The following is a 23603-nucleotide window of genomic DNA, read 5'->3' as shown; positions in this document are numbered from 1 at the left end:
GACAAAATTCATGAATGAAACAATTTGTTGAATGAAACCCCCTTTTCAGACAATGAATGAAAAACTTATGTTTATTAGTGCTCCCGAAATGGATGAAAATGTAAAAGATTTTTATTGAAAATATTACCCAAAAAGGCGAAACATAAGCTGGATTGATCGTACTTTTGAATTATGGAAGGGATAAGAGGTGGTCTAAATCAGGTCTTATTCTCTTGAAAAAAATCAAATAAAATTGGGGTTTTTATAATGCTGAATCGGCGAAATAGTTTTATTTTGAAGCAACTGGAAACAGCCAAATCAGATTTTTCCCCATGTTTTTATTCAGACGAACTTGTACATTATGGAGCTTAACTTACTGAAAGATATAGTCGTTATTTTTGCATTATCGACCGTGGTAAATTTTCTATTTACCAAAATTAAGGTACCAACTATTATTGGTTATTTGTTGACAGGCGTATTGACTGGACCTTATTTGTTGGGATTGGTTAGCTCGCATCACCAAATTGAGTTGTTAGCTGAGATTGGAGTTGTCCTGTTGATGTTCACCATCGGCTTGGAGTTTTCGATTAATCATTTGTTGCGGATTCGAAAGATTGTATTTGTGGGAGGCTTTATGCAGCTTATTCTTACAGCAGGAATAACGATGCTTATTGCACGGCTTTACAATATGGATTGGGCAGGAGCTTTGTTTGTTGGCTTTTTGACGGCCTTAAGTAGTACGGCTGTTGTGTTAAAGCTGATGCAGGAACGTTCTGAAATTACTTCGAACTATGGGCGAACAGTCTTGGGTATTTTGATTTTCCAGGATATTATTCTAATTCCATTATTGCTTTTTACACCCATGTTAGGTGGCGAAGTTTCTGATCAGAGTGGGCAATTGCTTATGCTTCTGGGGAAAACTGTCTTTCTGGTAGGGCTGGTTTATGTGGGGAACCGGTGGCTGATGCCGAAACTGTTGCGGATGGTGGCTCATACGAAGAACCAAGAGCTGTTTATGATGAGCATCTTTGCCATTTGTTTATCGGTAGCTCTGCTAACCTCAGAAATGGGCATTTCGCTGGCTTTTGGTGCTTTTCTGGCCGGATTGATGATTTCTGAGTCGGAATATAGCCACAATGCTTTTGGGCAACTTATTCCCTTTAAAGATACCTTCACTAGCTTTTTCTTTGTCAGTATTGGCATGTTGCTCGATCTTAATTTTGTGTCCGAGCATTTAGGACTGGTTATTTCCACGGTTTTGCTGGTTTTGTTGATCAAAATGATTATTGCTGGAGGAACCGCTTTTGTACTGGGGCACACTTTTCGAGGAACAATCATGGTGGGCTTTGCGCTCTGCCAGGTAGGTGAATTTTCATTTATTCTTGCCCAATCGGGGATGAAATATCAATTGATTCCTGATTATTATTACCAGTTGTTTTTAGCTGTCGCCATTATCAGCATGTCCGTCACGCCATTGCTAATGATGATTTCTCATCCGGTGGCTGAAAAACTGTTGAAATTGCCATTGCCCAAAACTTTGGTGAATGGCTTATTCCCACTTCCGCAAATTGAGATTCCGGTGTTGAAGAATCATGTCGTTTTTATTGGGAAAGATGCACGAGCCCTAAATTTGTCTGTTATGGCGAAGTATATGAAGATGCCTTACATCTCCATCATTTTTGATCCGGGGACGGTGAAAAAATTACAAGAAAAAGGTGAAACGGTGGTTTATGGCGATGCTACCAACGAACCTATTTTGGAGAAGGCTCATGTTAAAACAGCTGATGTGGTGGTGGTGTCAGTTGGCAACCTGATTGTGGCCATGTCAATTGTTGAGCGAGTCAGAAACTTGAGTCCGCATGCATTTATTATTGTTCGTACGAAAAAGGTTGTTGACATTGAAGAACTTTATCGCTTAGGAGCGAATCAGGTTATCCCGGAAGAGTTTGAAACAGCGATTGAGCTATTTGAACGGGTATTGAAGAAACGCTTGGTACCTCAGCGTGAGATTAACTTGCTTCTGGCCAAGATCAGGGATGATCATTATGGAATTTTCCGTGAAGAAACCTCCAAATCCGATCAGCTTTTCCAGGAGTTACCTAACTTGGAAATTATGGCACTAAAGGTTCGTGAGGGGTCTTTCGTTATCGGAAAAAGTATTAGTCAAATTCGCTTCCGGAAGGTATTTGGGGTAACGCTGGTTGCAATTCTTCGCAAAGAGGAACTAATCGAACATCCGGATGTACATACCACACTTGAGCTATTCGACATTGTATACATCATGGGGCGTTCGGAGCAAATTGCCAATGCATTTGAGCTTTTTGGAAAAAATGAGCTTCCTGTTGAAGCAAGTAAGCCAAGAAGGCTAAAAGCTGAGTGAGCGCAAGTTATGGTTCTGCTCACTTTGGGCTATTCATAGTTGGACCCTTTGGGATCAAGTTGAGCAATTTCAAGCATTACCTGGCTGTATTTGTCAACCAAAAACTGGAAAAAAGCTTTTCCTTTTTCAGCAGTTGCTTTGCGTGGATTTCCAATACCAGTGTCGGCACTTACCTGTGTCCATTTACGTTCAGCCCAAATCCAACTTTCATTGAATGCGTCGATCTTAAATGACTTGGCTTTTCCGTCACCGGCTTCGTCCAAGGGTAAAACCAATTCCGGGTGCAAGTAAAGCATCATGCTGGTTTCCATTTCATCAGCATGATCTCCTGGCTCTTCGAAGAATTGCTCATGCTCCGGCATTTTAAACCACGAACTAGCACAAATAAACATTTCAGGAAAACGGTAGTTGACTTCCCGGATGATTTGTTTGAAATCATTGCCGCCATGTCCGTTCATAATTAACAGCTTTTTAATCCCTTGTTTGTTGAGACTTTCAACAATGTCGGTCAGCATCTTGGCCTGGGTTGACGGATGCATGTTGATGGTCAGTTTAATGTCTGATTGTCCGGTGTTAACTCCAAAAGGAATCGTTGGAAGAACCACAATATTTGCCGAATTCCGATTCGCTTTTCGGGCTGCTGCTGTGGCAATGGCCTCGGCTTGATAGTTGTCGGTTGCGTAAGGAAGATGATAGTTATGTGCTTCGGTAGCTCCCCATGGGAGTATGGCTAATTCTATTGATTGTTTACGAATGGTTTTCCAATTATTTTCAGCAAGCTTAGGAGATTTCATAAGGTGCGAGTTTTAAATGGATTGAAGTTAGAAACTAATTCGGCAGCAGGCAAACTTTTCATTCTAAATTAAGCTTCGGCTAAACCCTTTGCAGAGGTTCTTGTTTCTATTTTTTAAAGATAAACCCATGAATCGTATTGCGCTTATTTTGGTTGCCGCCTTTCTGTTTGGTTGCCAATCAAATAAATCATCAAAACCACAGCCAGTAGTCGAAGAACAAGTAGTTGATACCTTGGCTAGTTGTTGCTCTAATCTTCCTGCTCGTTTTGGAAATCATCAGTTGCCTCAAGAAGGTGTTGAAAAAGAATCAACCAGTACGGAGGGGATGGTTTTTATTGAAGGAGGAAGTTTTGTGATGGGAGGAGATTCCCTTTGGGGACGCCCGGATGAATTTCCTCATCATCGGGTGACTATTTCTTCTTTTTATATGGATGAGCATGAAGTCACAAATCAACAGTTTCAGGCCTTTGTCGAGGCAACAAGCTATGTGACAACAGCGGAGCGTAAGCCGGATTGGGAAGAGCTGAAGAAGCAGGTACCTCCAGGGACTCCTAAGCCTCCCGAGGAAATGCTGGTGGCAGCTTCCTTGGTGTTTCAGGCAACAGATGGCCCGGTTTCCTTGAATAACCCAACCATTTGGTGGAGCTGGGTGCCAGGTGCAGATTGGCGGCATCCGGAAGGTCCTGGCAGTTCAATTGAAGGAAAAGAAGACTATCCGGTGGTTCATGTTTCTTGGGAAGATGCGCTTGCTTATGCTCATTGGGCCGGAAAGCGGTTACCCACTGAAGCGGAGTGGGAATATGCCGCACGTGGAGGACGTGAAGCGGATATTTACCCTTGGGGAAATGAGTTGATTCATGAGGGAGCTGTTAAAGCGAACTCCTGGGATGGCCGGTTCCCCTATGAGAACACGTCGGAAGATGGCTATAAACGAGCAGCTCCGGTTAAGCAATATGCTCCAAACAATTATGGCTTGTATGATATGGCTGGGAATGTTTGGGAGTGGTGTGCTGACTGGTACCGAGCAGATTATTATCAAACTTGCAGTCAGGAAGGTTCGGTTGTTGATCCTCAGGGGCCGAAAGAATCGTACGATCCGGACGAGCCTTATGCTCAGAAAAAGGTAACCCGTGGTGGCTCTTTCCTTTGCAATGATCAGTATTGCTCAGGATTTCGGGTGGCTGCGCGTATGAAAACAAGTTGGGATACAGGCTTGAATCATACTGGTTTTCGTTGCGTAGTTTCTGCGAACTAACGATTTTTTAATTCGCTTTCCCGAGCGTGGAAGTAGAAAAGCAGGAAGTAATTAGAGTTTACTTCCTGCTTTTCGATAGTGACAATTGTTGCATAAAAAATCCCAGTCTAAGCTGGGATTGAAATATCGTAAATTGGGCATTCTGAAAATGCTACATGATTAGCTTATACCCTTTTCCATGTACATTGATGATTTCTACACTTGGCTCATCTTTTAGGTGTTTCCGAAGCTTTGTGATGTATACGTCCATGCTTCGTGCATTGAAATAGTTATCGTCAATCCAGATAGTTTTCAAGGCAAAATTACGCTCCAAAACATCGTTGGCATTATTGCAAAGCAGACGAAGTAATTCCGACTCTTTTGTTGTAAGCTTCACAGTTTCATCATCGGTAACCAAGGTTTGTTTACGATGATCAAAGGTGTATTTCCCTAACTGATAAGTTGATTGTTCGCCACCTTTGCTGTCACTGGTACGTCGCAAAATAGCTTCAATTCTAAAAATAAGCTCTTCCATGCTGAAAGGCTTGGTAATGTAATCATCCGCTCCCATTTTAAAGCCAGCCAAAACATCTTCTTTCAGGTTTTTGGCTGTTAAGAAAATGATCGGAACTTCGGAGTTCATCAGGCGAATGTCCCTGGCGAGAGTCATCCCGTCTTTTTTAGGCATCATAATATCCAAAATACAAAGGCTGTATTGACTCTTTTTAAATCCTTCGTAAGCAAGTTCACCGTCTCCAAAAAGATCGGTTTCGTATCCTTTTGCGATTAAATATTCTTTCAGGAGAAGACCTAAATTTTCATCGTCTTCGGCCAATAAAAGTTTTGCTTTTGTTTCCATTTACTTTCATGTTTAGGGGGAAATAAATAATGAATGTCGTTCCCTTATTTAAAGCACTCTCAATTTTTATTTTACCTTGATGAGAGTCGATAATTTTCTTTACATAGCTCAATCCAAGTCCAAAACCTTTTACATCATGCACGTTTCCTGTTGGAACCCGGAAAAAGCGCTCAAAAATCTGATCATGGTGTTCTTTAGCAATTCCTATGCCATTATCCTTCACCGAAACAACAATAAAGCCTTTTTTATTCTCGGTTTTTACTTCGATTTCCGGGGTGCTTTTGCTGTATTTCATGGCATTATCCAGCAAATTGAAAATCACATTGGTAATGTGCACCTCATCTCCTTTGATTAGATCGTTTTCTGCCGCAATGCTAGAGTTTAGAGTTCCATTTTTACTCTTCACCCGTAGTTCAAAGTTAAGAATTACATTGTTAATGAGGTCATTCATATGTACTTCTTTGAACTTGAGCTTCAAGCGCCCTTCGTTAAAAACAGCCATTTGTAAGACTTTCTCAACCTGAAAACTCAAACGCTTACTTTCCTGTAAGATAACGTTTGAAACATGCTCAATGGTCCTGGGAGTATTGCTAACACTATTGTCGTGCAGCATCTGACTTGCCAATGAGATGGTTGAAATTGGGGTTTTTAACTCATGGGTCATGTTGTTGATAAAGTCGTTTTTGATATTGGATAATTTCTTTTGCCGCAGGATAATCAAAATGGTATAGATAAAAATCCCAATCAACATGGCTGTCAGGATGGCTGTTGGAATAACCATAAGGCCGGCTTCTTTCAATAAGTAACTCTGACGCTTTGGAAAGTATATTTTTAAGTAGTTGGGTTTTGGGTCCTGATCATTTGGGAAAAGGACTGTTTGGTAGGGCTTTTTGTTATGCAAATTGAAATCGGAGCTGCCAAAAACCTTTCGCTCATTTCCCAAAGGCGCGGTGAAAATGCCGTAACGATAGTTCAGGTTGATATTTGAATTTTTAAATTCGTCTTTCAATGCTCGTTCAATCATCCTCTGTTCAACTCGCTCGTTGATTGGGAGCTGAGACATGATGAGCTTGTTTTGGCTGATGCGAAACAAGTTTGCTTGCACATTCTTGCGCATTTCATATTGTTGAAGAATGTAGTCATCATGATCATGAATTTCGTCGAAAGCCGAAGGGAAGTCTCCGGGGCGCCCTCTTTCATTATTAAACAATGAGGCCGAATCGTTATAACTGATGGACAACTCTTCGCTGTAGGTTTTTGTTGTTTTTCGTTGTGAAAAACGAAATGAGATGTTGACATCTGCTTGATTGTTTCGAGGAGTCGTTTGCGAATTTCCAGGAAAGACATTATGCTGATGATTGCTATTGGGGAAAAATGAATTATTGTAAGAAGATTGCCTGTTTTGCAGCACCAACAACGAGGTTTCTTCCAACTCAAGACGTTGGGCTACCTGCCGAATAGCTCGATGTACTGTTTGGTCAAACTGTTCCTCTTTGATCCGAAAAGCTTTTTGAATTGAATTGGTTTGAACAAGGATCAAACTACTCATGACAATCGCCATTAATACAATCAAAGAAATGATGACTCTTCTGCTCATGACTACAAAGATAATTTTTAATACGGAGCCCGATTCGTCACTTAACAATATTTAACATTGGCCAAATCAACGGGTTTCGGGCGCATTCATCTTCAGAAATTCTTAACAGGCTTTAACATTTGTTTGCACCTTTACAGGAAGCTTTCGCCTATATTTGAATTACAGCAAAAGTAGGAATATATCATTTTCGCAAATGAGGTTTAACAGAGTTTTTTACAAGGTGAAAATTTAGGTTTTAGTTTTAGAGGCGGAGTCATTTTGGCTCCGCTTTTTTATTGGTCAACGAATTTTTGATAACTGGAAGTCCAACTAAGAAACTTTTTCTTCTAGCTTAACCAGGGCTGCTCGCGATGCATTTTGCTGTGATTCTTTTTTAGATCCACCTTGTCCTGTCCCTACCACTTCGTCTTCAATTAACACCGTTGATACAAAAAAGGGCTGTTTGTTGTCGTCGCTTGTTTGCTCCACGGTTTCAAAATTGATTTCTTTCTTATGCTTTTGACTCCACTCAATTAACTGGCTCTTATAATTGGTGTTCGTATGCTGAACTTTATCCAGGTTAACCTGCTGCAACAATAACTTACGAATAATGAAGTGGCGGGTAACTTGGTAGCCTTTGTCGAGATAAAGGGCTCCGATAATTGCTTCAAGGGCATCTCCGTAGATGTGGCTATTTTCCCCTGTATTATTGGTGTTTGATTGGATATAGTAGTTCAAGCCGATCTGAAAAGTTAATTCAGTCAGGAAGCTTCGGTTGACCAATTTGGAACGCATTTGAGTTAAGAATCCCTCATCCATGTTGGGGAAACGGTTGTATAGAAACTCAGCGATAACGGCACCAAGAATTGCATCGCCTAAATATTCTAACCGCTCGTTGTTAACCCAGTTCCCTTGTGAATCGGTTTTTGAAGCCGATCGGTGGATCAGAGCTGTTTCATAGAGCCGGATATTATTAGGCGTAATGTTAAATAGTGATTTTAAAAACAAATAAAACTCTTTTCTCGGAGAGGAAAAGAGTTTTATTTTTTGTGCGATATTTCTTATCACGTGATCAGTATTTCTTAAAAATTACTGTTGCATTGTGTCCTCCAAAACCAAAGGTATTGCTAAGGGCGTAATTAATTTTACGCTCTTTGGCTTGACCAAAGGTAAAATCCAATTTACTGTCAATCTCAGGATCATCAGTAAAATGATTGATTGTTGGAGGAATAATTCCATCTTTCAATGCCAGTACTGAAGCAATTCCTTCAACAGCTCCGGCTGCACCCAAAAGGTGTCCTGTCATTGATTTCGTAGAACTAATGCTTAATTTATAAGCATGGTCGCCAAAACATTTTTGAATTGCTTTTGGCTCTGCAATGTCTCCTAACGGAGTAGAGGTACCATGAACATTGATGTAATCAATATCTTCTGGTTTTATGCCGGCATCTTCCAAAGCCCATTTCATGACTAATGAAGCGCCTTTGCCTTCAGGATCAGGGGCAGTCATGTGATAAGCGTCGGCCGACATTCCTCCACCAACGACTTCTCCATAAATTTTGGCTCCTCGTTTAACAGCATGTTCATATTCCTCAAGGATGAGGGCTCCTGAACCTTCGCCCATAACAAAACCATCACGGTCTTTGTCAAACGGGCGAGATGCTGTTTTGGGATCATCATTTCTGGTAGAAAGTGCTCGCATGGAGTTGAACCCACTCAGTCCGGCTTCGTTAATTGCTGCTTCAGAGCCACCTGTGATAAACAGGTTAGCTTTCCCCATGCGAATGTAATTGAATGCTTCAATTATCGCGTGAGATGCCGAGGCACAAGCAGAAACGGTCGTGAAGTTAGGTCCTCTGAATCCATATCGGATAGAGAGTAAACCTCCGGCAATGTTGGCAATCATTTTTGGAATGAAGAACGGATTAAATTTGGGGCGATGCACATCATAGGCGCGGGCTTCTTCAAAAAAGGTTTGAAGTCCCCCAATTCCGGCTCCCCAAATTACTCCGGCACGATCTTTATCAGTTGCCTCAAGGTCTAAACCCGAGTCTTCGATCGCTTGTTGAGCAGAAGCATAAGCATATAAGGTATAAAGGTCGTGCTTGCGCACTTCTTTCTTCGTAACGTATACCGTAGGATCGAAGTTTTTAACCTCACATGCAAACTGAGTTTTTTGAAGCTCTACATCGAATTTTGTAATTCGGTCAGCTCCGCTAACTCCGTTTTTTAGCCCCTCCCAATACTCTTCAATAGAATTACCAAGCGGGTTTACGGTTCCAAGTCCGGTTATAACTACCCGTTTAAATTCCATAAATGTTTAATTCAAATTTATTACTTTACGTTAGCTTCGATGTGCGAAATTGCTTCACCTACTGTTGAAATCTTTTCAGCCTGATCGTCTGGGATAGCCAAATCAAATTCTTTTTCAAATTCCATGATCAACTCTACTGTATCCAAAGAATCTGCACCTAAGTCATTTGTAAAAGAAGCTTCATTGGTTACTTCGCTTTCATCAACGCCTAATTTGTCGACGATAATTGCTTTTACTTTACCTGCAATGTCAGACATAGTTCTAATTTTAAGTTAATATTCAATTTTGTTTTTAAAAAATCCGGTGCAAAGTAATAAATTTACCCAAAATATATCAAAGAAAAACTGAAATAAATAGCTGTTTTTGGCTGTAAGTTACTGATTATCTAAGCTATATTTGAACATGTGAGTCTATTATTCTAAAAAAAATTAGTGTAGAAAATAAGATGAAAAAAATTGCCATTTTTGCCTCAGGATCAGGCACTAACGTTCAAAATATTATCGAGTATTTTCAAGGAAAAAGACATGTAACTGTGGATTCAGTATGGTCAAATAATGAAAATGCTTATGCATTAATTCGAGCAGAAAAACTTGGAATTGAGACATTTACTTTTTCAAGAGACGACTTTTATGGGAGTGTGGAAGTCTTAGAGGAGTTAAGCGAGCGAAAAATCGATCTAATTGTGCTTGCCGGCTTCCTTTGGTTGGTTCCAAAATACCTCACGGAAGAATTTCCTATTATTAACATACACCCGGCACTTTTACCCAAATATGGAGGAAAAGGAATGTACGGGAGAAAGGTACATGAAGCGGTTGTGCAGAACAAGGAAAAGATTTCGGGGATCACGATTCACTATGTAAATGAACGTTACGATGAGGGGAATGTCATTTTTCAGACGATTTGTGAACTTGAGGCTTCAGATACGGCAGAAGATGTCGCTCAGAAAGTGCAGAGTTTGGAGTATGAGCATTTTCCGCGAATTATTGAAGAAGTACTTTTAGGCGATAATGAGTGAAGTAGAATATAAAGACCACTCAATTCTTATTTTTTTAAAAAGGCCGTTTGGAAGTTTTCCTTTTCCAAGCGGCCTTTCTATATACATAATAATGTATAGCGGTTACTAAGAGCTATTTGGCAGGCAGTGGTACTTGATTGAGTTGGCCAATTAATGAATCTTTCAATACCGTGAAAGCTTGAAGGTTTACTTCGTGCACCGGTTCTACTGGTGGAGCTTCAACTTTCAGCGGATCGATTGGCGAGCCATTTTTGAAAACCCGAAAATCGAGATGAGGACCTGTTGCTAGTCCTGTGGCGCCAACATACCCAATAACTTGTCCTTGGCTGACTCGAACTCCGGGAGCGATTCCACGGGCAAACCCACTTAAGTGCATATAACAGGTGGTATAAACCGAGTTATGCTTGACGTAGACATAGTTTCCACCTCCTCGTTTTTGGTAGGCTTTTCGGGTGACCACACCATCTCCGATGGATCGAACGGGTGTTCCGGTTGGCGCAGCATAATCGATTCCGTGATGTGGACGACGAATTTTAAGCACGGGGTGAAAGCGGCTATTGGAAAAACGACTGCTGATTCGGGAAAACTCTAGGGGGGCTTTCAGAAAAGCTTTTTTAAGACTGTTTCCTTCTTCGTCAAAATAACTAAAGGCACTATCTTGTTCAAATTGAAAAGCATAGAAATCTTTGTCCATGTGTCGAAACTGGCAAGCATAAATTTCTCCAATCCCGATTGAAATCGAGTCAACATAGTTCTCTTCGTAAATTACCCGGAATTGGTCATTTCGCTGAATACCGAAGAAATCAATGGTCCATTGATAGATGTCTGATAACCTGAGTGAAAGGACGGGATTGACGCCCGCTGCCTGCATGTCGTTCCAAAGCGAAGACTTGATGGTGCCAGAGGCAACCCGAAGGACCGACTGAATGGGCTTTTGTCCGGTATAAATACGAATGGAATCGGAGAGGTCGTATACAATGTAGTCCGTATTGTCTATTTCGTAAACAAAATAGGCCGGAGTTTTTAAACTATCGTTTCGCAGTAAAAAGTGGTAAGGGTTTTTGAATTTGATTTTTCGAACATCGAAAATTGGTTTCGATTGGCGAGCCAATTGGTCGATTTGTCCATAAGATATATTTTTCTTTACCAGAATATCTGATAAGTTTTGATTACGACGAACAGTGGCTGTTTCAACAATAAAAGAATCAATTGGGAGTCCAAATTTCAATACCGGCTCAGGAATTGGAATCGGTTCGGGGTCTGGGACTTCGGGAACTTGCTGTGGTTGCGGTGGACTTATAACAAAGAATAAAAATAAACCTAGTGCGATCAGGGAAAAAACTACTTCGGCAACGTACTTCATGTAATTTGTTTTTCAGCTTCAGTGGCTGTGTTCTATTTATTTAATTTTTTAATGAGATAGAATCTTGCCGGGAAAGGAGCCGAAGTAGTATGCAGAATAAATAACCTACAAGTTTAGATCTTGATTTTATCAAATCCTTGTCCGTAGACTCCCATAACACTTCCCATAGAAATGAAAGCATCGGGGTCAATCTCTTTCAATTTTCTGAATATCAGGCTTGACTCTCGCTTTCGAACAACGGTCATAACTACTTTGACATTCTCCTTGGTGTACCAACCAGTCCCATCAAATACAGTAACGCCTCTACCTGCCACTTTATTGATGTAATCGGCAATTTCTTCAAATTTTTTCGAAAATATAAAAATTTGGGCAGATGCATTCGATCCGTTTAAAAAAGCATCGATTGAATAGGAGATGACCCACATCGAAACATAGCCGTAAACCAATTTGCTGGGCGAGTGGAAAACGAAATAACTCGAGGCAATAATAATGACATCGCAGTACATGATGACCCGTCCTGGGCTGATATTCCGGTAACGATTGACAATCATTGCGATAATGTCAGTACCACCTGTACTGCCGCCTCGGGTGAAAACAAGCCCTATACCTGCACCCCCCATCATTGCTCCTAACACAGCTGATAAGAAGGTATCATCAATCAAGGGCTTTGTAAGCATGTTGGAAGTAGCCCAAAATAGAAAGGTTGCAACCAACATGCTGAATATGGTCTTTATACCAAAGTTTGCTCCCAGCATTTTTATTGCGACTAAAATTAGAATCGCATTAATAATAAAATACGAAACAGCAACCGGTATTTGCGTACTGTAAAAGATAACTGCTGATAAGCCACTAATTCCACCACCTGTAATCTCTGCAGGAATTAGAAAAACAGTCCATCCAAGTACGTAAAGCGACATTCCAAAGGTGATTACTAAGTAATCCATGAATGTGGTCTTCAACTTAACTTTATATTCTTCAGTCACTTTAGCAATGTTTTTTTAGGGTTAAAACGAACCGGAAAATTTATTTTTTTTAGATCCGGTAATTTGGCTGCAAATGAATGAGTTTTATTGGTAGAAAAAAATGGGTAAAAGTCATCAGTTAATAGATTCATCGAAAATTGTTGAAAAGCCCATATTTTTCGGGCTTTTTTGCATCGAAATGAGAGGTGCTTTCTATTTAAAAAAAAACTATTAAGTTTTAAATTATCAGATAATTGTATTAATATTATGACTTTGTTTTGGGGAGTTTTTCCCTTTTTTTTAAGACTAGACAGATTATGGCGTTAGGGATGGAAGAGATAAGTGAAAAACAAGTTGAACTGGTGCCGGTACCTTTGGTGGTGGTGGATGTGTCTTGTCATATACAACTTGTTAATTCATCTTGTCTGAGGTTGTTGGGCTGTTCTCGCAGCGAAATTATGGGAACAAAGCTAGATTTGTTTTTAGCTAAGGAAAGTCAGGATGCTTTTGAAGGCTGGTTTCAGGAAGGGCTGGCTTGCGGAGCGTTTCGACAGGCCGATTTCTTATTTGTCGGCCAATTTCAGCAAGAACTTTCAATTCGGATTAATGCTTCTTCCACCTTGGGCTTGAAGCAAGTTAATTGTACGCTGACTGACGTAACGCCTCAGAAGCAGGTGGAGCATGCCCTAAAAGCAAGTGAAGAAAAGTTTCGGGGGATGTTGGATTCTACCCCGGATTCGATGGTGATCTTGAATTCCAAGGGAGAGATTACGCATGTCAATCAACGTACTATTCAGTCGTTTGGCTATTCTGTAAAGGAACTGATTGGGGAGAAAGTTGAATGCTTGGTTCCAGAGCGGTTTCGGGATAAACACCTGGGATTGCGCGACAGCTATGTAAATAATCCAAAACCCCGTCAAATGGGGCTCGGACTTGAGTTATATGCACGACGCAAAGATGGAACGGAGTTCCCGGTTGAAGTTAGTTTAAATCATCAACTTATCGGAGGTGAGGTGTACGTTCTTTCTGCCATTCGCGACATTACGGAGCGCAAAAAGAATGAAGAGACTTTACGAGAAAGCCAGGAGCGGTTTTCAAGTGCCTTTGAGTATGCTGCTATTGGAATGGCACTGGTGAATTTGGATGGAGGCTGGATGAAGGTTAATCGGTCCATTTGCCGATTATTGGGTTACGATAAAGAAGAACTTGCTCAAATGACTTTTCAGGATATTACGCATCCTGATGATTTGGACTTGGATTTAGATTACGTTGGAAAGATGATACGCGGAGAAATCCGTACTTACAATATTGAAAAGCGCTATTTCCATAAAAATGGAGGATTGATTTGGGTGCTGCTGAGTGTTTCTTTAGTTCGTTCCAAGGAAGGTGAACCGATGTACTTTATTTCGCAGTTGGAAGATATTTCAGAGAAGAAGCAAGCAGAACATGAACGTATTGCCCGTCAAGCAGCCGAGGAAGCCAATAAAGCCAAGAGCCTTTTTCTGGCGAATATGAGCCATGAGATACGAACGCCTTTGAATTCAATTATTGGTTTTTCAGACTTGCTGTATGCTTCATTTGAAGGAGGAAAAGCAAAATCGCAAGTTGATTCGATTCGACGAAGCGGACGGCATTTGCTTCAGATCATCAACGATATTCTTGATTTGTCGAAAATTGAAGCTGGCCGGATGGAGTTTCAGCCGGAGCCTGTCGCCTTTGAACGTTTAGTCAATGACATGGAGGTGATGTTTCGGCAACGGGCTGCTGAAAAGAACATTTCCTTTTTCATGGAGTTTGAACAAGCGATTCCGGCAATTTTGTGGATTGATGAGATCAGGATGAGACAGATTCTCTTCAACCTGTTGGGGAATGCAATTAAGTTTACAACAGAAGGAGATGTTATTTTGTCGTTCAACCAAGTTTGGGAGGGGAAACAAATACTTCGCTTAATTATTACGGTTGAAGATACCGGAATCGGGATTCCGGAAGATCAGCTCGAACGCATTTTTGAGCCTTTCACGCAGCAAGAGGGACAGTTGGAAAAACGTTTTGGCGGAACAGGCTTGGGCTTGTCCATCACACAACGTTTGGTAAAGATGATGGAAGGAAGTATCTCTGTAAGCAGTGAGGTCGGAAAGGGGAGTACTTTTCGTGTTGAAATACCTGGGATTTTGTTTGACCAGGGAGTTGAAGCCCGGGAAGATTTACTTGAATACGACCCGACTATACTTGAGTTTGGAGATGCAACGGTATTAATTGTTGATGATAGTCAGGAGAACAGGGAGCTTTTAAAGTATTTGTTTGCTTCTTCAAAATTGAAATTGATTGAAGCTGTTAATGGAAAGGAAGCCATTCAGCGAGCGTTGGAACATTTGCCAGATTTAATTCTGATGGATTTGCGCATGCCGGAAATGAATGGCATGGAAGCGACCAGGCATTTAAAAGAACAGTTGCAGGATAAAATGATGCCCGTCGTTGCTGTTTCGGCATCGTCGCAAGTTGTTTTTAGAAAGCAGGTGGAATCCGAGTTGTTTGATGGTTTTTTGATGAAGCCTGTCATATTTGCCGAGTTGGAAAAGATGCTTAAGCGGTTTTTGCCTCTTGTTGAAGAGAAAGGAAAGGAGGCAAAGAATGGTGCTCGCTTTTTGAATGGGAACTTGGAAGAAGGTGACTGTGTGGAACTTCCAGAATTGGTTGAAAGACTGGAAAAAGAGTTTCTGCCTGCATGTCAGGATGTCTTAAGAAAACAGGTTATTGATGATTTCGAAAAATTTGGACGTGATTTATTGATCTTGGGACATCAGAATTTATGCGATGTGTTGGTTGAATGGGGAGAAGAGATTTGTGAACACGCAGATAATTTTGAAATTGAAAAACTGATGGAAAAATTGCGGAATTTTCCGTTATTGGTAGAGGAATTTAAAGGATTGAGTTTTGAAAAATGAGATACACCCCCAGCAAGGCCAGTTTAAGGTTTTAGCTGTCGATGATAATCACGAAAACATTAAAGTTATCGGCTCGATATTACGCAAGGCCAACTACCAAGTTGGCTTTGCTTTTAATGGCAAGCAAGCGCTCGAATTGTTGCAAGAATCAATCGATTATGACTTGATTTTGCTGGACGTGAATATGCCGGTAATGAATGGCTATGAGACCTGTCGGCAGATTCGAAAGCGGAAAGTTTTGAGTGATATCCCGGTTATTTTTCTGACGGCGTTGAATGAGGTGGATAATATTGTAAAAGGGTTTGAAGTCGGAGGTCAGGATTACGTGGGCAAGCCATTTAATGGACTGGAGCTGCTGGCTCGTGTGAAAACACATATCGAACTAAGAAGGAGTCGGGAGGAGCTTAAAAAGTTGAATACAGGGCTGGAATCATTGGTTGAAGAGCGAACCAGTGAGTTGCAACAAGCAAATGAAGATTTGGAAGCCGCCAATCGAGAGCTGGAATTGTTGGATGAGGCGAAAGCTGATTTTTTGGGAATTATCAGCCACGAAATCAATACCCCACTCAATGGCATTATTGGCTTTACGAACATTTTAAAGGAAAAGCTGAAGCATGCTGAGTTCTACGAAATGATTGATTTTCTGGATATGTCGGCAAAACGGTTGGAGAAATTTGCCAAGTTCAGTTTGCTGATCACCGAGTTGAGGACCAATCGAAAAATACTTCGATATGCTACTTGTCAATTACCCGATTTGTTGGATGTTATTTCACAACGATTTCGTTTCATGATGGAAGAAAAGAAAATTACGGTGACAATTAATTCAACTGTCGAATCGGTTTGGGCTGATCAAAATTTACTAGAGAAGAGTATTGAGTGCGTTTTGGACAATGCCATTCGCTATTCACCTGCGGGAGGCGAAATTTTGCTAAATACTTATGTGGAAGAAGCTTGGTTTGTTATTGAAATCACTGATCGGGGACGAGGGTTTGAGCCTGAAATATTAAGCGATCCATTTCGGCTGTTTTCCTATGGGAAAGACTATTTAGACGAGCAAAAAGGCCTTTCTTTGGCTTTAGTCAATCTGATCCTAAAAGCTCATGAAGGAAGCGTGAAACTTGCGAATAACGAAGAAGGAGGAGCGGTTGTCCGCCTGTGTTTCCCTGAGAAAAAGGAGGAATAAAAAAAGGCGCCTTTACGACGCCTTTTCTGAATTATAATACCACGTTGATAATTTTCTTTGGAACGTAAATGATCTTCTTCGGTGTTTTTCCGTCGAGCCATTTTTGAGCCAGTTCATGCGAGAGAACGGCTTGTTCTACTTCTTTAGCAGGCAAGTCCAGTGCTAACTCTAGCTTGAAGCGCATCTTCCCGTTGAATGACACCGGGTATTCGTGTGTATCTTCAACCAACAAACTTTCATCGGCTACAGGCCATGGTTCATAAGCCAATGACTCTTTGTGCCCGTATAGCCTCCAAAGTTCTTCAGCCAAGTGCGGTGCATAAGGCGAAAGAATTTTAGCAAAAGTCTCGGCTGTGGCTTTGGTTACCTTGCCTTTTTTGATGGCCAGGTTGTTGAAAACCATTAAAGCTGAAATACCGGTGTTGAATTTCAGGTTCTCAATGTCGTCGCCTACCTTAATAATGGTTTGCTGCAACAATTTCAATACTTCCAGGTCTTCTTCACCCTCGGTAATATGATCGGTATTGGCAAAGAAACGGTGGGCACGGGTTAAGAAACCAAATACCCCTTTTACGCCGTTTTCAGCCCAAGGCTTGGTGTCGTCAAGCGGCCCCATAAACATTTCGTACAAGCGTAGTGAGTCGGCTCCATATTTCTCAACCACATCATCGGGGTTGATTACGTTTTTAAGCGACTTCGACATCTTGGCAACAATTTGTCGGAGTTCTTCGCCTGTTTGGGTGTGGAAGTATTTTCCATCTTTTTCTTCAACCAAGTCTGAAGTTACTTTGGCTCCGGTTTGAGTTTCGTAGGCAAAAGCCAGAATCATTCCCTGGTTGTATAGTCTTTTGAATGGTTCGTCAGTTGAAACAACGCCTAAATCGAACAAGACTTTGTGCCAGAAACGAGAGTACAGCAAGTGCAGTACGGCGTGCTCTGCTCCACCGATGTAGAGGTCAACAGGCATCCAGTAGTTCTCTAGTTTGGGATCAAAAATTTGCTCATCGTTATTCGGGTCGATGTAGCGCAGGAAGTACCAGCATGATCCTGCCCATTGCGGCATGGTGTTGGTTTCCCGGCGTCCTTTGCGGCCATTCTCATCCACCACGTTAAGCCAGTCTGTTGCGTTGGCAAGTGGTGATTCGCCACCTTCACCCGGTTCAAATTTTTGCAAATCAGGTAGTGTTACGGGCAGGTCGTCTTCCACCAGGCTTATTTCGCCATCTTCCCAGTGAATAACAGGAAAAGGCTCGCCCCAGTATCGTTGGCGGCTGAACAACCAGTCGCGCAATTTAAAGTTGGTGGTTGCATGACCAATACCTCTGTCTTCGAGCCAGCTGATCACTTTGGCAATACCATCTTTCTTATTCAGACCATTGATGTCAAGGCCTGTCTTTTCGCTTGATGAGTTGATGTAGGCACCATCTTCGGTCCAGCATGCTTTGCCAGCCAGCACTTGTTCGCGTACTTCAGCGTCGGCATCTTTTGGATCGAGAATGCAGGTAATTGGAATTTCAAATTTTTCTGCAAACTCGAAGTCACGGGTGTCGTGCGCAGGAACGGCCATAATTGCACCTGTTCCGTAGCCCATCAACACATAGTCGGCTACCCAGATTGGAATAGGCAATCCGGTTACCGGGTTAATGGCATAGCGTCCGGTGAAAACACCGGTTTTATCTTTGGCCAGTTCAGTACGGTCCAAATCCGACTTCAAGGAGGCCGCCTTGCTATATTGTTGAACTTCTTCTTGCTTGTCTGCTACAACCAGTTCGTTCAGCATGGGGTGCTCTGGAGAAACGACCATGTACGTTGCTCCGAACAAGGTGTCGGGGCGGGTGGTGTACACGCGCAGTTGTTGGTCCAGACCTTCTACCTGAAAGTCTACTTCTGCTCCGGTTGATTTGCCAATCCAGTTCTTCTGCATGTCTTTTACACCTTCCGGCCAGTCCAGGTCATCCAGACCTTCGAGCAGACGTTGAGCGTAATGCGGGATGCGAAGCAACCATTGTTTCAGGTTTTTGCGAATAACATGGTGTCCGCATTTTTCGTGCGCTCCATCAGTCAACACTTCTTCGTTGGCACAAACTGTTTTACAGTTGTCGCACCACCAAACCTGGGCGTTATCGTAATAAGCCAAGCGTTTTTTGCCGATGTATTCTTTTACTGCTGCTTCTCCTTCTGCTTGAATTTCTTCAGGAATTGGCAGTTCCGAAATCGGACGTCCTTTTCCTTGTTCGTAGTCAAACCAAGTGTTATATAGTTTGGTGAAAATCCATTGTGTCCACTTGACATATTTCGGGTCAGTGGTATTGATTTCCCGGTCCCAGTCGTAGCTAAGGCCGAGGGTTTTGATCTGACGCTTGAAATTGTCGCAGTTCTTAAAAGTAGTCACCGCAGGGTGTGTGCCGGTTTGAATGGCGTATTGTTCGGCGGGTAAGCCAAAGGCATCCCAACCCATGGGGTGGAGCACGTTAAAGCCTTTCATTCGCTTGTAGCGACTGAGGATATCGGTTGCTGTGTAGCCTTCAGGGTGTCCTACATGTAGCCCTGCTCCTGATGGATAAGGGAACATGTCCAGAATATAATATTTTGGCTTTGAAAAATCGTTTGGGGTTTTGAAGGTTTTATTTTCCTCCCAATAAGCCTGCCATCTCGGCTCAATCTCCCAGAATTTGTAGTCCATGGTATTGGTTGATTAAAAGCATTTTAAAACTGAGGCGCAAAGATAGCAAAAAGTAAGGACAGTGCGAAGGGGAAAACAAGTGAGCCTTGCGTGTTGTCGTTGACCCTTTTTGAGTTCCTAAGTTTATAAGTATCGAATAGCTTTGCGCTTTGCCCCATGCTTTCTTCCAAGGAGGAATGGCCCCGATTTATTTTCGACTTCTTTCTTTTGATCGGAATAATTCCTCCTTTTCCATTGCTGAAAAGGAGGCAAAAAGCTAGTCAAAGTTATCCTTCAGCCCGCTTCATGATTTTTTCTTTTCCGGCTCGCCAGCCAGAATTCCCGCAAAAAATCATTCACGCCTTCCCCGGCCCGGGCGACTTTGACGGGCCAACGCTACAAAGAGAGGATGAGTCTGCAACTGGTTTAAGAGTAAAGGCGGCTTGCTGTTTCTCCTCTTTTACAGGCGGGGAAATGGACTCCGGTTGAAGCTTGCTGTTGGTGCTCAAAGAATCTACTTTATTCGAATCGATCTTCTGGTTTTTAATGTCATCCTGAGTACTGTAGGTACTGGCTGTTTTCTCCTCCTTTTTCAAGGAGGAGTCCTTTTGCTTTAGTAAAAGGGAGGTGGTTAGTTTATATCTATTTTTCTTTTCGTTTTTTGATTTTCTGGATTGCATCAATAATATCCTGAGGATATTCGTAGACCCAGCGGTTTTCAAAATGAAGAATTTCGATCCCATTTTGCCGTATAAATTCATCTCGTTCCCGATCTTTTTGGTTGGAAGATAAATTGGTATGTATTTCTCCATCCAATTCTATGGCTAGTTGAATTTCCGGGCAGTAAAAGTCAAGTATATAATTACCAAAGGAATGTTGTCGTCTAAATTTTAGCCCTAAAACTTGCTTGCTTTTTAGGAGCTTCCATAAGCTTGCTTCAGCTGCAGTTGAATGGTTTCGAAGGCCTTTTCGATAATCTTTTAGGTAAGAATGGTTGTTAAGCTTGCCCATGTTTTTTCATTGAAGTTCTGAAAAATGCAGGAGTTTGTCAAGCTGATGCGAACTGTTTCAACCACCCCGTCCACGATTAATCGTGGACACCCCTCCTTGTCAGGCGGGGAAATGGGCCTGAACCGGACAATGGACTTTCGCCAACGCGAAAGAAGGTGTTTTTTCGTTCCTGAGTTCGTATGTTCATGACTTCGCGCGTTCTTCTGACTCCAGTTTATTGAACACTCTCAGTTTGTGTCGTCCGTCGGCAGTTTAAACGCGTCCGTTGTCAATTTAATATCGTTCGTTGGCCTTTCGGACCCGTCCTTTGGCAAATTAAGTGAGTTCTTTGGCAGTTTAATTGTCTCCGTTGGCTTATTTGCCCCGACCTTTGGCAGTTTAAATGCGTCCGTCGGCAATTTAAAGCTGTCTGGTCCCAGTTTGAGGCATCCATCGGCAGTTTAAACGCGTCCGTAGGGAGGAGGTTCAGCAACGGTGTCAGCCTAAGCCGTCCATTGGGCATTTAGCAATTCTTTTTTGGTGTGACTTCCCGGATCCAGGCCTGCTTCTCTTGACCATGTGCACGTTTTTATAGCGCAGTTATTTAGAACGAGAATGAAATGTGTTTAGTCATACGACTATTTTGTAAAGTTTCGTAAATTAAGGGTTGAAAAAAACGAAAATATCAACGAATTGACTATTTGTTATTCCTCGCTACCGTACAATTGTATGCCTAATTGAGATACCACGCAATGCAATCGCACGGCAGCATTTGTAATTATTTAATAGCTGAGAATACTATGCAAAAGCAGTTTACATGGAAGAAAGGCGTATTTTCAAGTTTGTATAAGATTTACTTGAATGGTGAGCAAATTGGAAGTTTGAAAGACAAATTATTTTCTCAATCTATCACTGGGATTCTCAACGGTGAAGAATACGTGTTTCAGACCAAGGGATTTTTTAAGCAAGAAACGCTAATTTTCGATGTTGCACAAAGCAAAGTGATTGGAGGGATTGACTATAGCGCTTGGATGACTCGAGCAACGATTACGGTAAACGGAAAAACAATAGACTGGAAATATGATAATCTTTGGAATACCCAATGGAGTATCATAGATTCAGAAGGAGTTCGTATTAAATATGCAGGTTCATCGACAAGTGGCAAAATTGAATCGAATGTAGATGAATCCTTACTCGTATTGAGTGGATTATTTATAACAAATTATTATTGGCAGCTGACAATTGCAATTCTTGTTGTCGTCTTTGTCCCATTATTGGCAAGAATGTTTTAGGGAAAGAAATCTCCCGTTACCGCACGATTGTGTGGCTTAGTTGAGATACTAGATGATGAAATCGCGCGGCAGCAGGGCGCTTTATATGGACGAGTTGTTGTGCGTAATATAGGAGACCGAAATACACATGGATACCGCATTGATTTTAAAACAAAAAGTTGATTCTGGAGAAATTAAAGATTTCGAAAAAGCATCAGATTACCTCAATAAATCAGTGATTGTAAACGATTTGTTGTCTGATTTTGACTTCGATGTCTTAAATCTACTAAACAGATTGACTGAAATCACCGAGATCCCATTTGCCTATCAGCTCGAGAGAGTAAAAAAATGGACTAATAAACTCGCAGATTTGTCATTTTGTGGTGACGGTTTTTCAATTACTGGAAAAAGCGATGATATATTGTCGTGTTACAATTCAATGATAACAAGCATTTTGATTAGAAATCATTATCCCGATAAAGTCAAAATTGCGAAGGGCGTTGAGTGGATTCTGAATTATCAAAACGTTGAACGCGGCAAAAAAAGCAACTGGGCAGGTAGTCGGATTTTAAAATATGGAGGTTGTATGAAAAACACTCCTTGCTATATTGGGATTGTAAAAGCCATGATTACACTTACAGATTATAAGAAACAGCCCGATTATTCAGTCAATAATACAATTGAAAACAAATTGGAACTGGGATTGGAATATATCCTTGACCATCAAATTTATTTGCGAAAATCAGACGGACAGCCGATTACAAAAGATATAAAAAAACTGACTTATCCATTTTCATATAAAACAAATGTGATTGAGATCCTTCGATTGTTAAAAGACAATCATTTAGATTCAGACACGCGTTGTAAGTTGGCAAAAGATTATCTTCTGACAAAAAAGCAGAAAGATGGATGTTGGAAAATTAATAGCTCTTATTTACCTAAATGTTGGATTCAATTTGACAAGACAAAAGAACCGGGACAATGGATTAGTTATGAAATTGAAAGATTACTAAATTAATTAAATACGCCTTCGCTCTCCCACGATTGTATTGTGTGGCTTCGTTGAGATACCAGATGATGGAATCGCGCGGCAGCAGGAGCAGTACCGAACTCCTGTCTTTTTTTTCGGAAGGAACAAGGGCCCAGTTGGAAGCTCTTAGTTGATCCCCGACTGGAGTTTGTCCGGAACCAACCCGAGTTCTGTTTTTGCTGACTGCAGTTTGCTCAGCGCTGACTTCGCCGACCCTTTTACCGACTGCACTCACCTTTTTGATGACTCGAGTCAGGTCGAAACCTACTGCAGTCTCCCTGAAGGTAAGTCGAGCCAGGTTGGAACCGACTGCAGTCACCTCAGAGGTAAGTCGAGTCAGGTTTGAGGTGGGGAGGGGTACTTCGGAAGTACCCCCCTGAGGTGTTAAATAGAAAGTGCTCCATGAAGATATTGCTACCAATACAGACCGGCAGCAGGGAGTAAAAGCAACTTAATAAAGCATTTGTTATCTAACAAATGTTTCCTATTTTTAGATAAATAAAAACCGAAACCCTTGAATAAGCGCCCACAATTAACACTAAAGCCTACAATACATCGGCAACAAGAAGTAATCAAAGTTGAATTTTCGGATGAGCGTGATTTGCTGGCCAAACTAAAGCCGGAAATGCCTGCCCGTTGGAGCGCAGGCATAAAAAGAATTACACCACATATGCTACAGCATTTGTAAGCTTCCCTAAAAATCGGACAGTTTAAAATTAGACAAATTATTAATTTTAAGCTGTAATTATGAAACGATCGACATTTAGTGAAGGCCAGATTCTGAAGATGGTCAAAGAGTATGAATCAGGCCGTGATGTGCAAAGTATTTGCCGGGAATACGGTGTCTCCCGGGCAACTTTCTACAATTGGAAGAAGAAGTATTCCGGGATGGATGGCAGCCAGGTCAAGCGTTTAAAAGAGCTGGAGGAAGAGAACCGCCGGTTAAAGCGGATGTATGCCGATCTAAGCCTGGATCACCAGATGCTTAAAGATATTTTAGGAAAAAAGTTCTGAAGCCCTGCGAAAAACGGGAACGGGCCACTTAT

The 23603-nt window shown here is 41.6% G+C and carries 19 protein-coding genes and 1 pseudogene; 9 read left to right on the top strand and 11 right to left on the bottom strand.

The genetic code is table 11. The features are described from left to right. Nucleotides 1-340: 340 nt before the first annotated feature. Complete coding sequence (locus BM156_RS17305) at nt 341-2359, top strand: monovalent cation:proton antiporter family protein (protein ID WP_093921161.1); 2019 nt, start codon at nt 341-343, stop codon at nt 2357-2359. Between the two features lie 29 nt (nt 2360-2388). Here the strand turns inward: BM156_RS17305 and BM156_RS17300 are convergent, their stop codons facing one another. Beyond that, entirely contained in the window at nt 2389-3153 is a 765-nt protein-coding gene (locus BM156_RS17300; RefSeq protein WP_093921160.1) for a creatininase family protein, read from the bottom strand. A gap of 127 nt (nt 3154-3280) precedes the next feature. On the opposite strand from BM156_RS17300, the gene BM156_RS17295 reads away from it, so the two are divergent. Further along, nucleotides 3281-4408 (top strand): formylglycine-generating enzyme family protein, encoded by a 1128-nt coding sequence (locus tag BM156_RS17295; protein WP_093921159.1) that lies wholly within the window; start codon nt 3281-3283, stop codon nt 4406-4408. A 151-nt stretch (nt 4409-4559) separates the two neighbouring features. On the opposite strand, the gene rprY is transcribed toward BM156_RS17295, so the two are convergent. The 5 genes from rprY to BM156_RS17270 all read right to left on the bottom strand — a co-directional run bounded on the left by rprY (nt 4560) and on the right by BM156_RS17270 (nt 9393). Further along, nucleotides 4560-5246 carry a response regulator transcription factor RprY gene (gene rprY, locus BM156_RS17290; protein ID WP_093921158.1) on the bottom strand — a complete coding sequence of 229 codons (687 nt, stop codon included), beginning with the start codon at nt 5244-5246 and terminating at the stop codon, nt 4560-4562. After that, a complete protein-coding gene (locus BM156_RS17285; protein ID WP_093921157.1) occupies nt 5206-6843 on the bottom strand; it encodes a sensor histidine kinase in 1638 nt (545 codons plus the stop codon). The genes rprY and BM156_RS17285 overlap by 41 nt, the downstream gene beginning before the upstream one ends. A 309-nt stretch (nt 6844-7152) precedes the next feature. Then, nucleotides 7153-7890: a ribonuclease III gene (gene rnc, locus BM156_RS17280; RefSeq protein ID WP_093921156.1), complete on the bottom strand. Its 738-nt coding sequence runs from the start codon at nt 7888-7890 to the stop codon at nt 7153-7155. A 4-nt stretch (nt 7891-7894) separates the two neighbouring features. Further along, nucleotides 7895-9136, bottom strand: a complete 1242-nt coding sequence (gene fabF, locus BM156_RS17275; protein ID WP_093921155.1) for a beta-ketoacyl-ACP synthase II — start codon at nt 9134-9136, stop codon at nt 7895-7897. A gap of 20 nt (nt 9137-9156) precedes the next feature. Further along, nucleotides 9157-9393 (bottom strand): acyl carrier protein, encoded by a 237-nt coding sequence (locus BM156_RS17270; protein WP_053181687.1) that lies wholly within the window; start codon nt 9391-9393, stop codon nt 9157-9159. A 188-nt stretch (nt 9394-9581) separates the two neighbouring features. Between BM156_RS17270 and purN the strand changes: the two genes are divergently transcribed. After that, complete coding sequence (gene purN / locus BM156_RS17265) at nt 9582-10151, top strand: phosphoribosylglycinamide formyltransferase (RefSeq protein WP_093921154.1); 570 nt, start codon at nt 9582-9584, stop codon at nt 10149-10151. Between the two features lie 112 nt (nt 10152-10263). On the opposite strand, the gene BM156_RS17260 is transcribed toward purN, so the two are convergent. Together BM156_RS17260 and BM156_RS17255 are read right to left on the bottom strand one after the other, a co-directional pair. Further along, complete coding sequence (locus tag BM156_RS17260; protein ID WP_093921153.1) at nt 10264-11514, bottom strand: M23 family metallopeptidase; 1251 nt, start codon at nt 11512-11514, stop codon at nt 10264-10266. A gap of 113 nt (nt 11515-11627) precedes the next feature. Continuing rightward, nucleotides 11628-12458, bottom strand: coding sequence for a YitT family protein (locus BM156_RS17255; protein ID WP_093921255.1), 831 nt, complete (start codon nt 12456-12458; stop codon nt 11628-11630). Between the two features lie 335 nt (nt 12459-12793). On the opposite strand from BM156_RS17255, the gene BM156_RS17250 reads away from it, so the two are divergent. Together BM156_RS17250 and BM156_RS17245 are read left to right on the top strand one after the other, a co-directional pair. Further along, on the top strand, nt 12794-15421 hold the full coding sequence (locus BM156_RS17250; RefSeq protein WP_093921152.1) for a PAS domain-containing hybrid sensor histidine kinase/response regulator: 2628 nt from the start codon (nt 12794-12796) through the stop codon (nt 15419-15421). 67 nt (nt 15422-15488) lie between these two features. Continuing rightward, nucleotides 15489-16604, top strand: coding sequence for a hybrid sensor histidine kinase/response regulator (locus BM156_RS17245; RefSeq protein WP_399165464.1), 1116 nt, complete (start codon nt 15489-15491; stop codon nt 16602-16604). Between the two features lie 31 nt (nt 16605-16635). Here the strand turns inward: BM156_RS17245 and leuS are convergent, their stop codons facing one another. The 3 genes from leuS to BM156_RS17230 form a co-directional block, all read right to left on the bottom strand. Next, nucleotides 16636-19287 (bottom strand): leucine--tRNA ligase, encoded by a 2652-nt coding sequence (leuS, locus tag BM156_RS17240; protein WP_093921150.1) that lies wholly within the window; start codon nt 19285-19287, stop codon nt 16636-16638. A 335-nt stretch (nt 19288-19622) separates the two neighbouring features. Next, the gene (locus tag BM156_RS17235) at nt 19623-19862 is read right to left on the bottom strand and encodes a hypothetical protein (protein ID WP_139218323.1); all 240 of its coding nucleotides are present in this window, start codon (nt 19860-19862) and stop codon (nt 19623-19625) included. Between the two features lie 46 nt (nt 19863-19908). Further along, complete coding sequence (locus BM156_RS17230; protein WP_093921148.1) at nt 19909-20277, bottom strand: endonuclease domain-containing protein; 369 nt, start codon at nt 20275-20277, stop codon at nt 19909-19911. A gap of 779 nt (nt 20278-21056) precedes the next feature. Here BM156_RS17230 and BM156_RS17225 point away from each other — a divergent pair. The 4 genes and pseudogenes from BM156_RS17225 to BM156_RS17210 form a co-directional block, all read left to right on the top strand. Next, nucleotides 21057-21548, top strand: coding sequence for a hypothetical protein (locus tag BM156_RS17225; RefSeq protein ID WP_093921147.1), 492 nt, complete (start codon nt 21057-21059; stop codon nt 21546-21548). Between the two features lie 127 nt (nt 21549-21675). After that, nucleotides 21676-22545 (top strand): hypothetical protein, encoded by an 870-nt coding sequence (locus BM156_RS17220; protein WP_093921146.1) that lies wholly within the window; start codon nt 21676-21678, stop codon nt 22543-22545. A gap of 526 nt (nt 22546-23071) precedes the next feature. Continuing rightward, nucleotides 23072-23245, top strand: coding sequence for a hypothetical protein (locus BM156_RS20720; RefSeq protein WP_170846997.1), 174 nt, complete (start codon nt 23072-23074; stop codon nt 23243-23245). A 59-nt stretch (nt 23246-23304) separates the two neighbouring features. Further along, nucleotides 23305-23565 (top strand): annotated as a pseudogene (locus BM156_RS17210) (transposase); the annotation flags it as partial. Nucleotides 23566-23603 lie beyond the last annotated feature (38 nt).

The sequence above is a fragment of the Sunxiuqinia elliptica genome (genome assembly GCF_900113005.1).
Lineage (GTDB): Bacteria > Bacteroidota > Bacteroidia > Bacteroidales > Prolixibacteraceae > Sunxiuqinia > Sunxiuqinia elliptica.
Note: the sequence above shows the minus strand (reverse complement) of the source record. Positions and strands in the feature narration are given on the sequence as shown.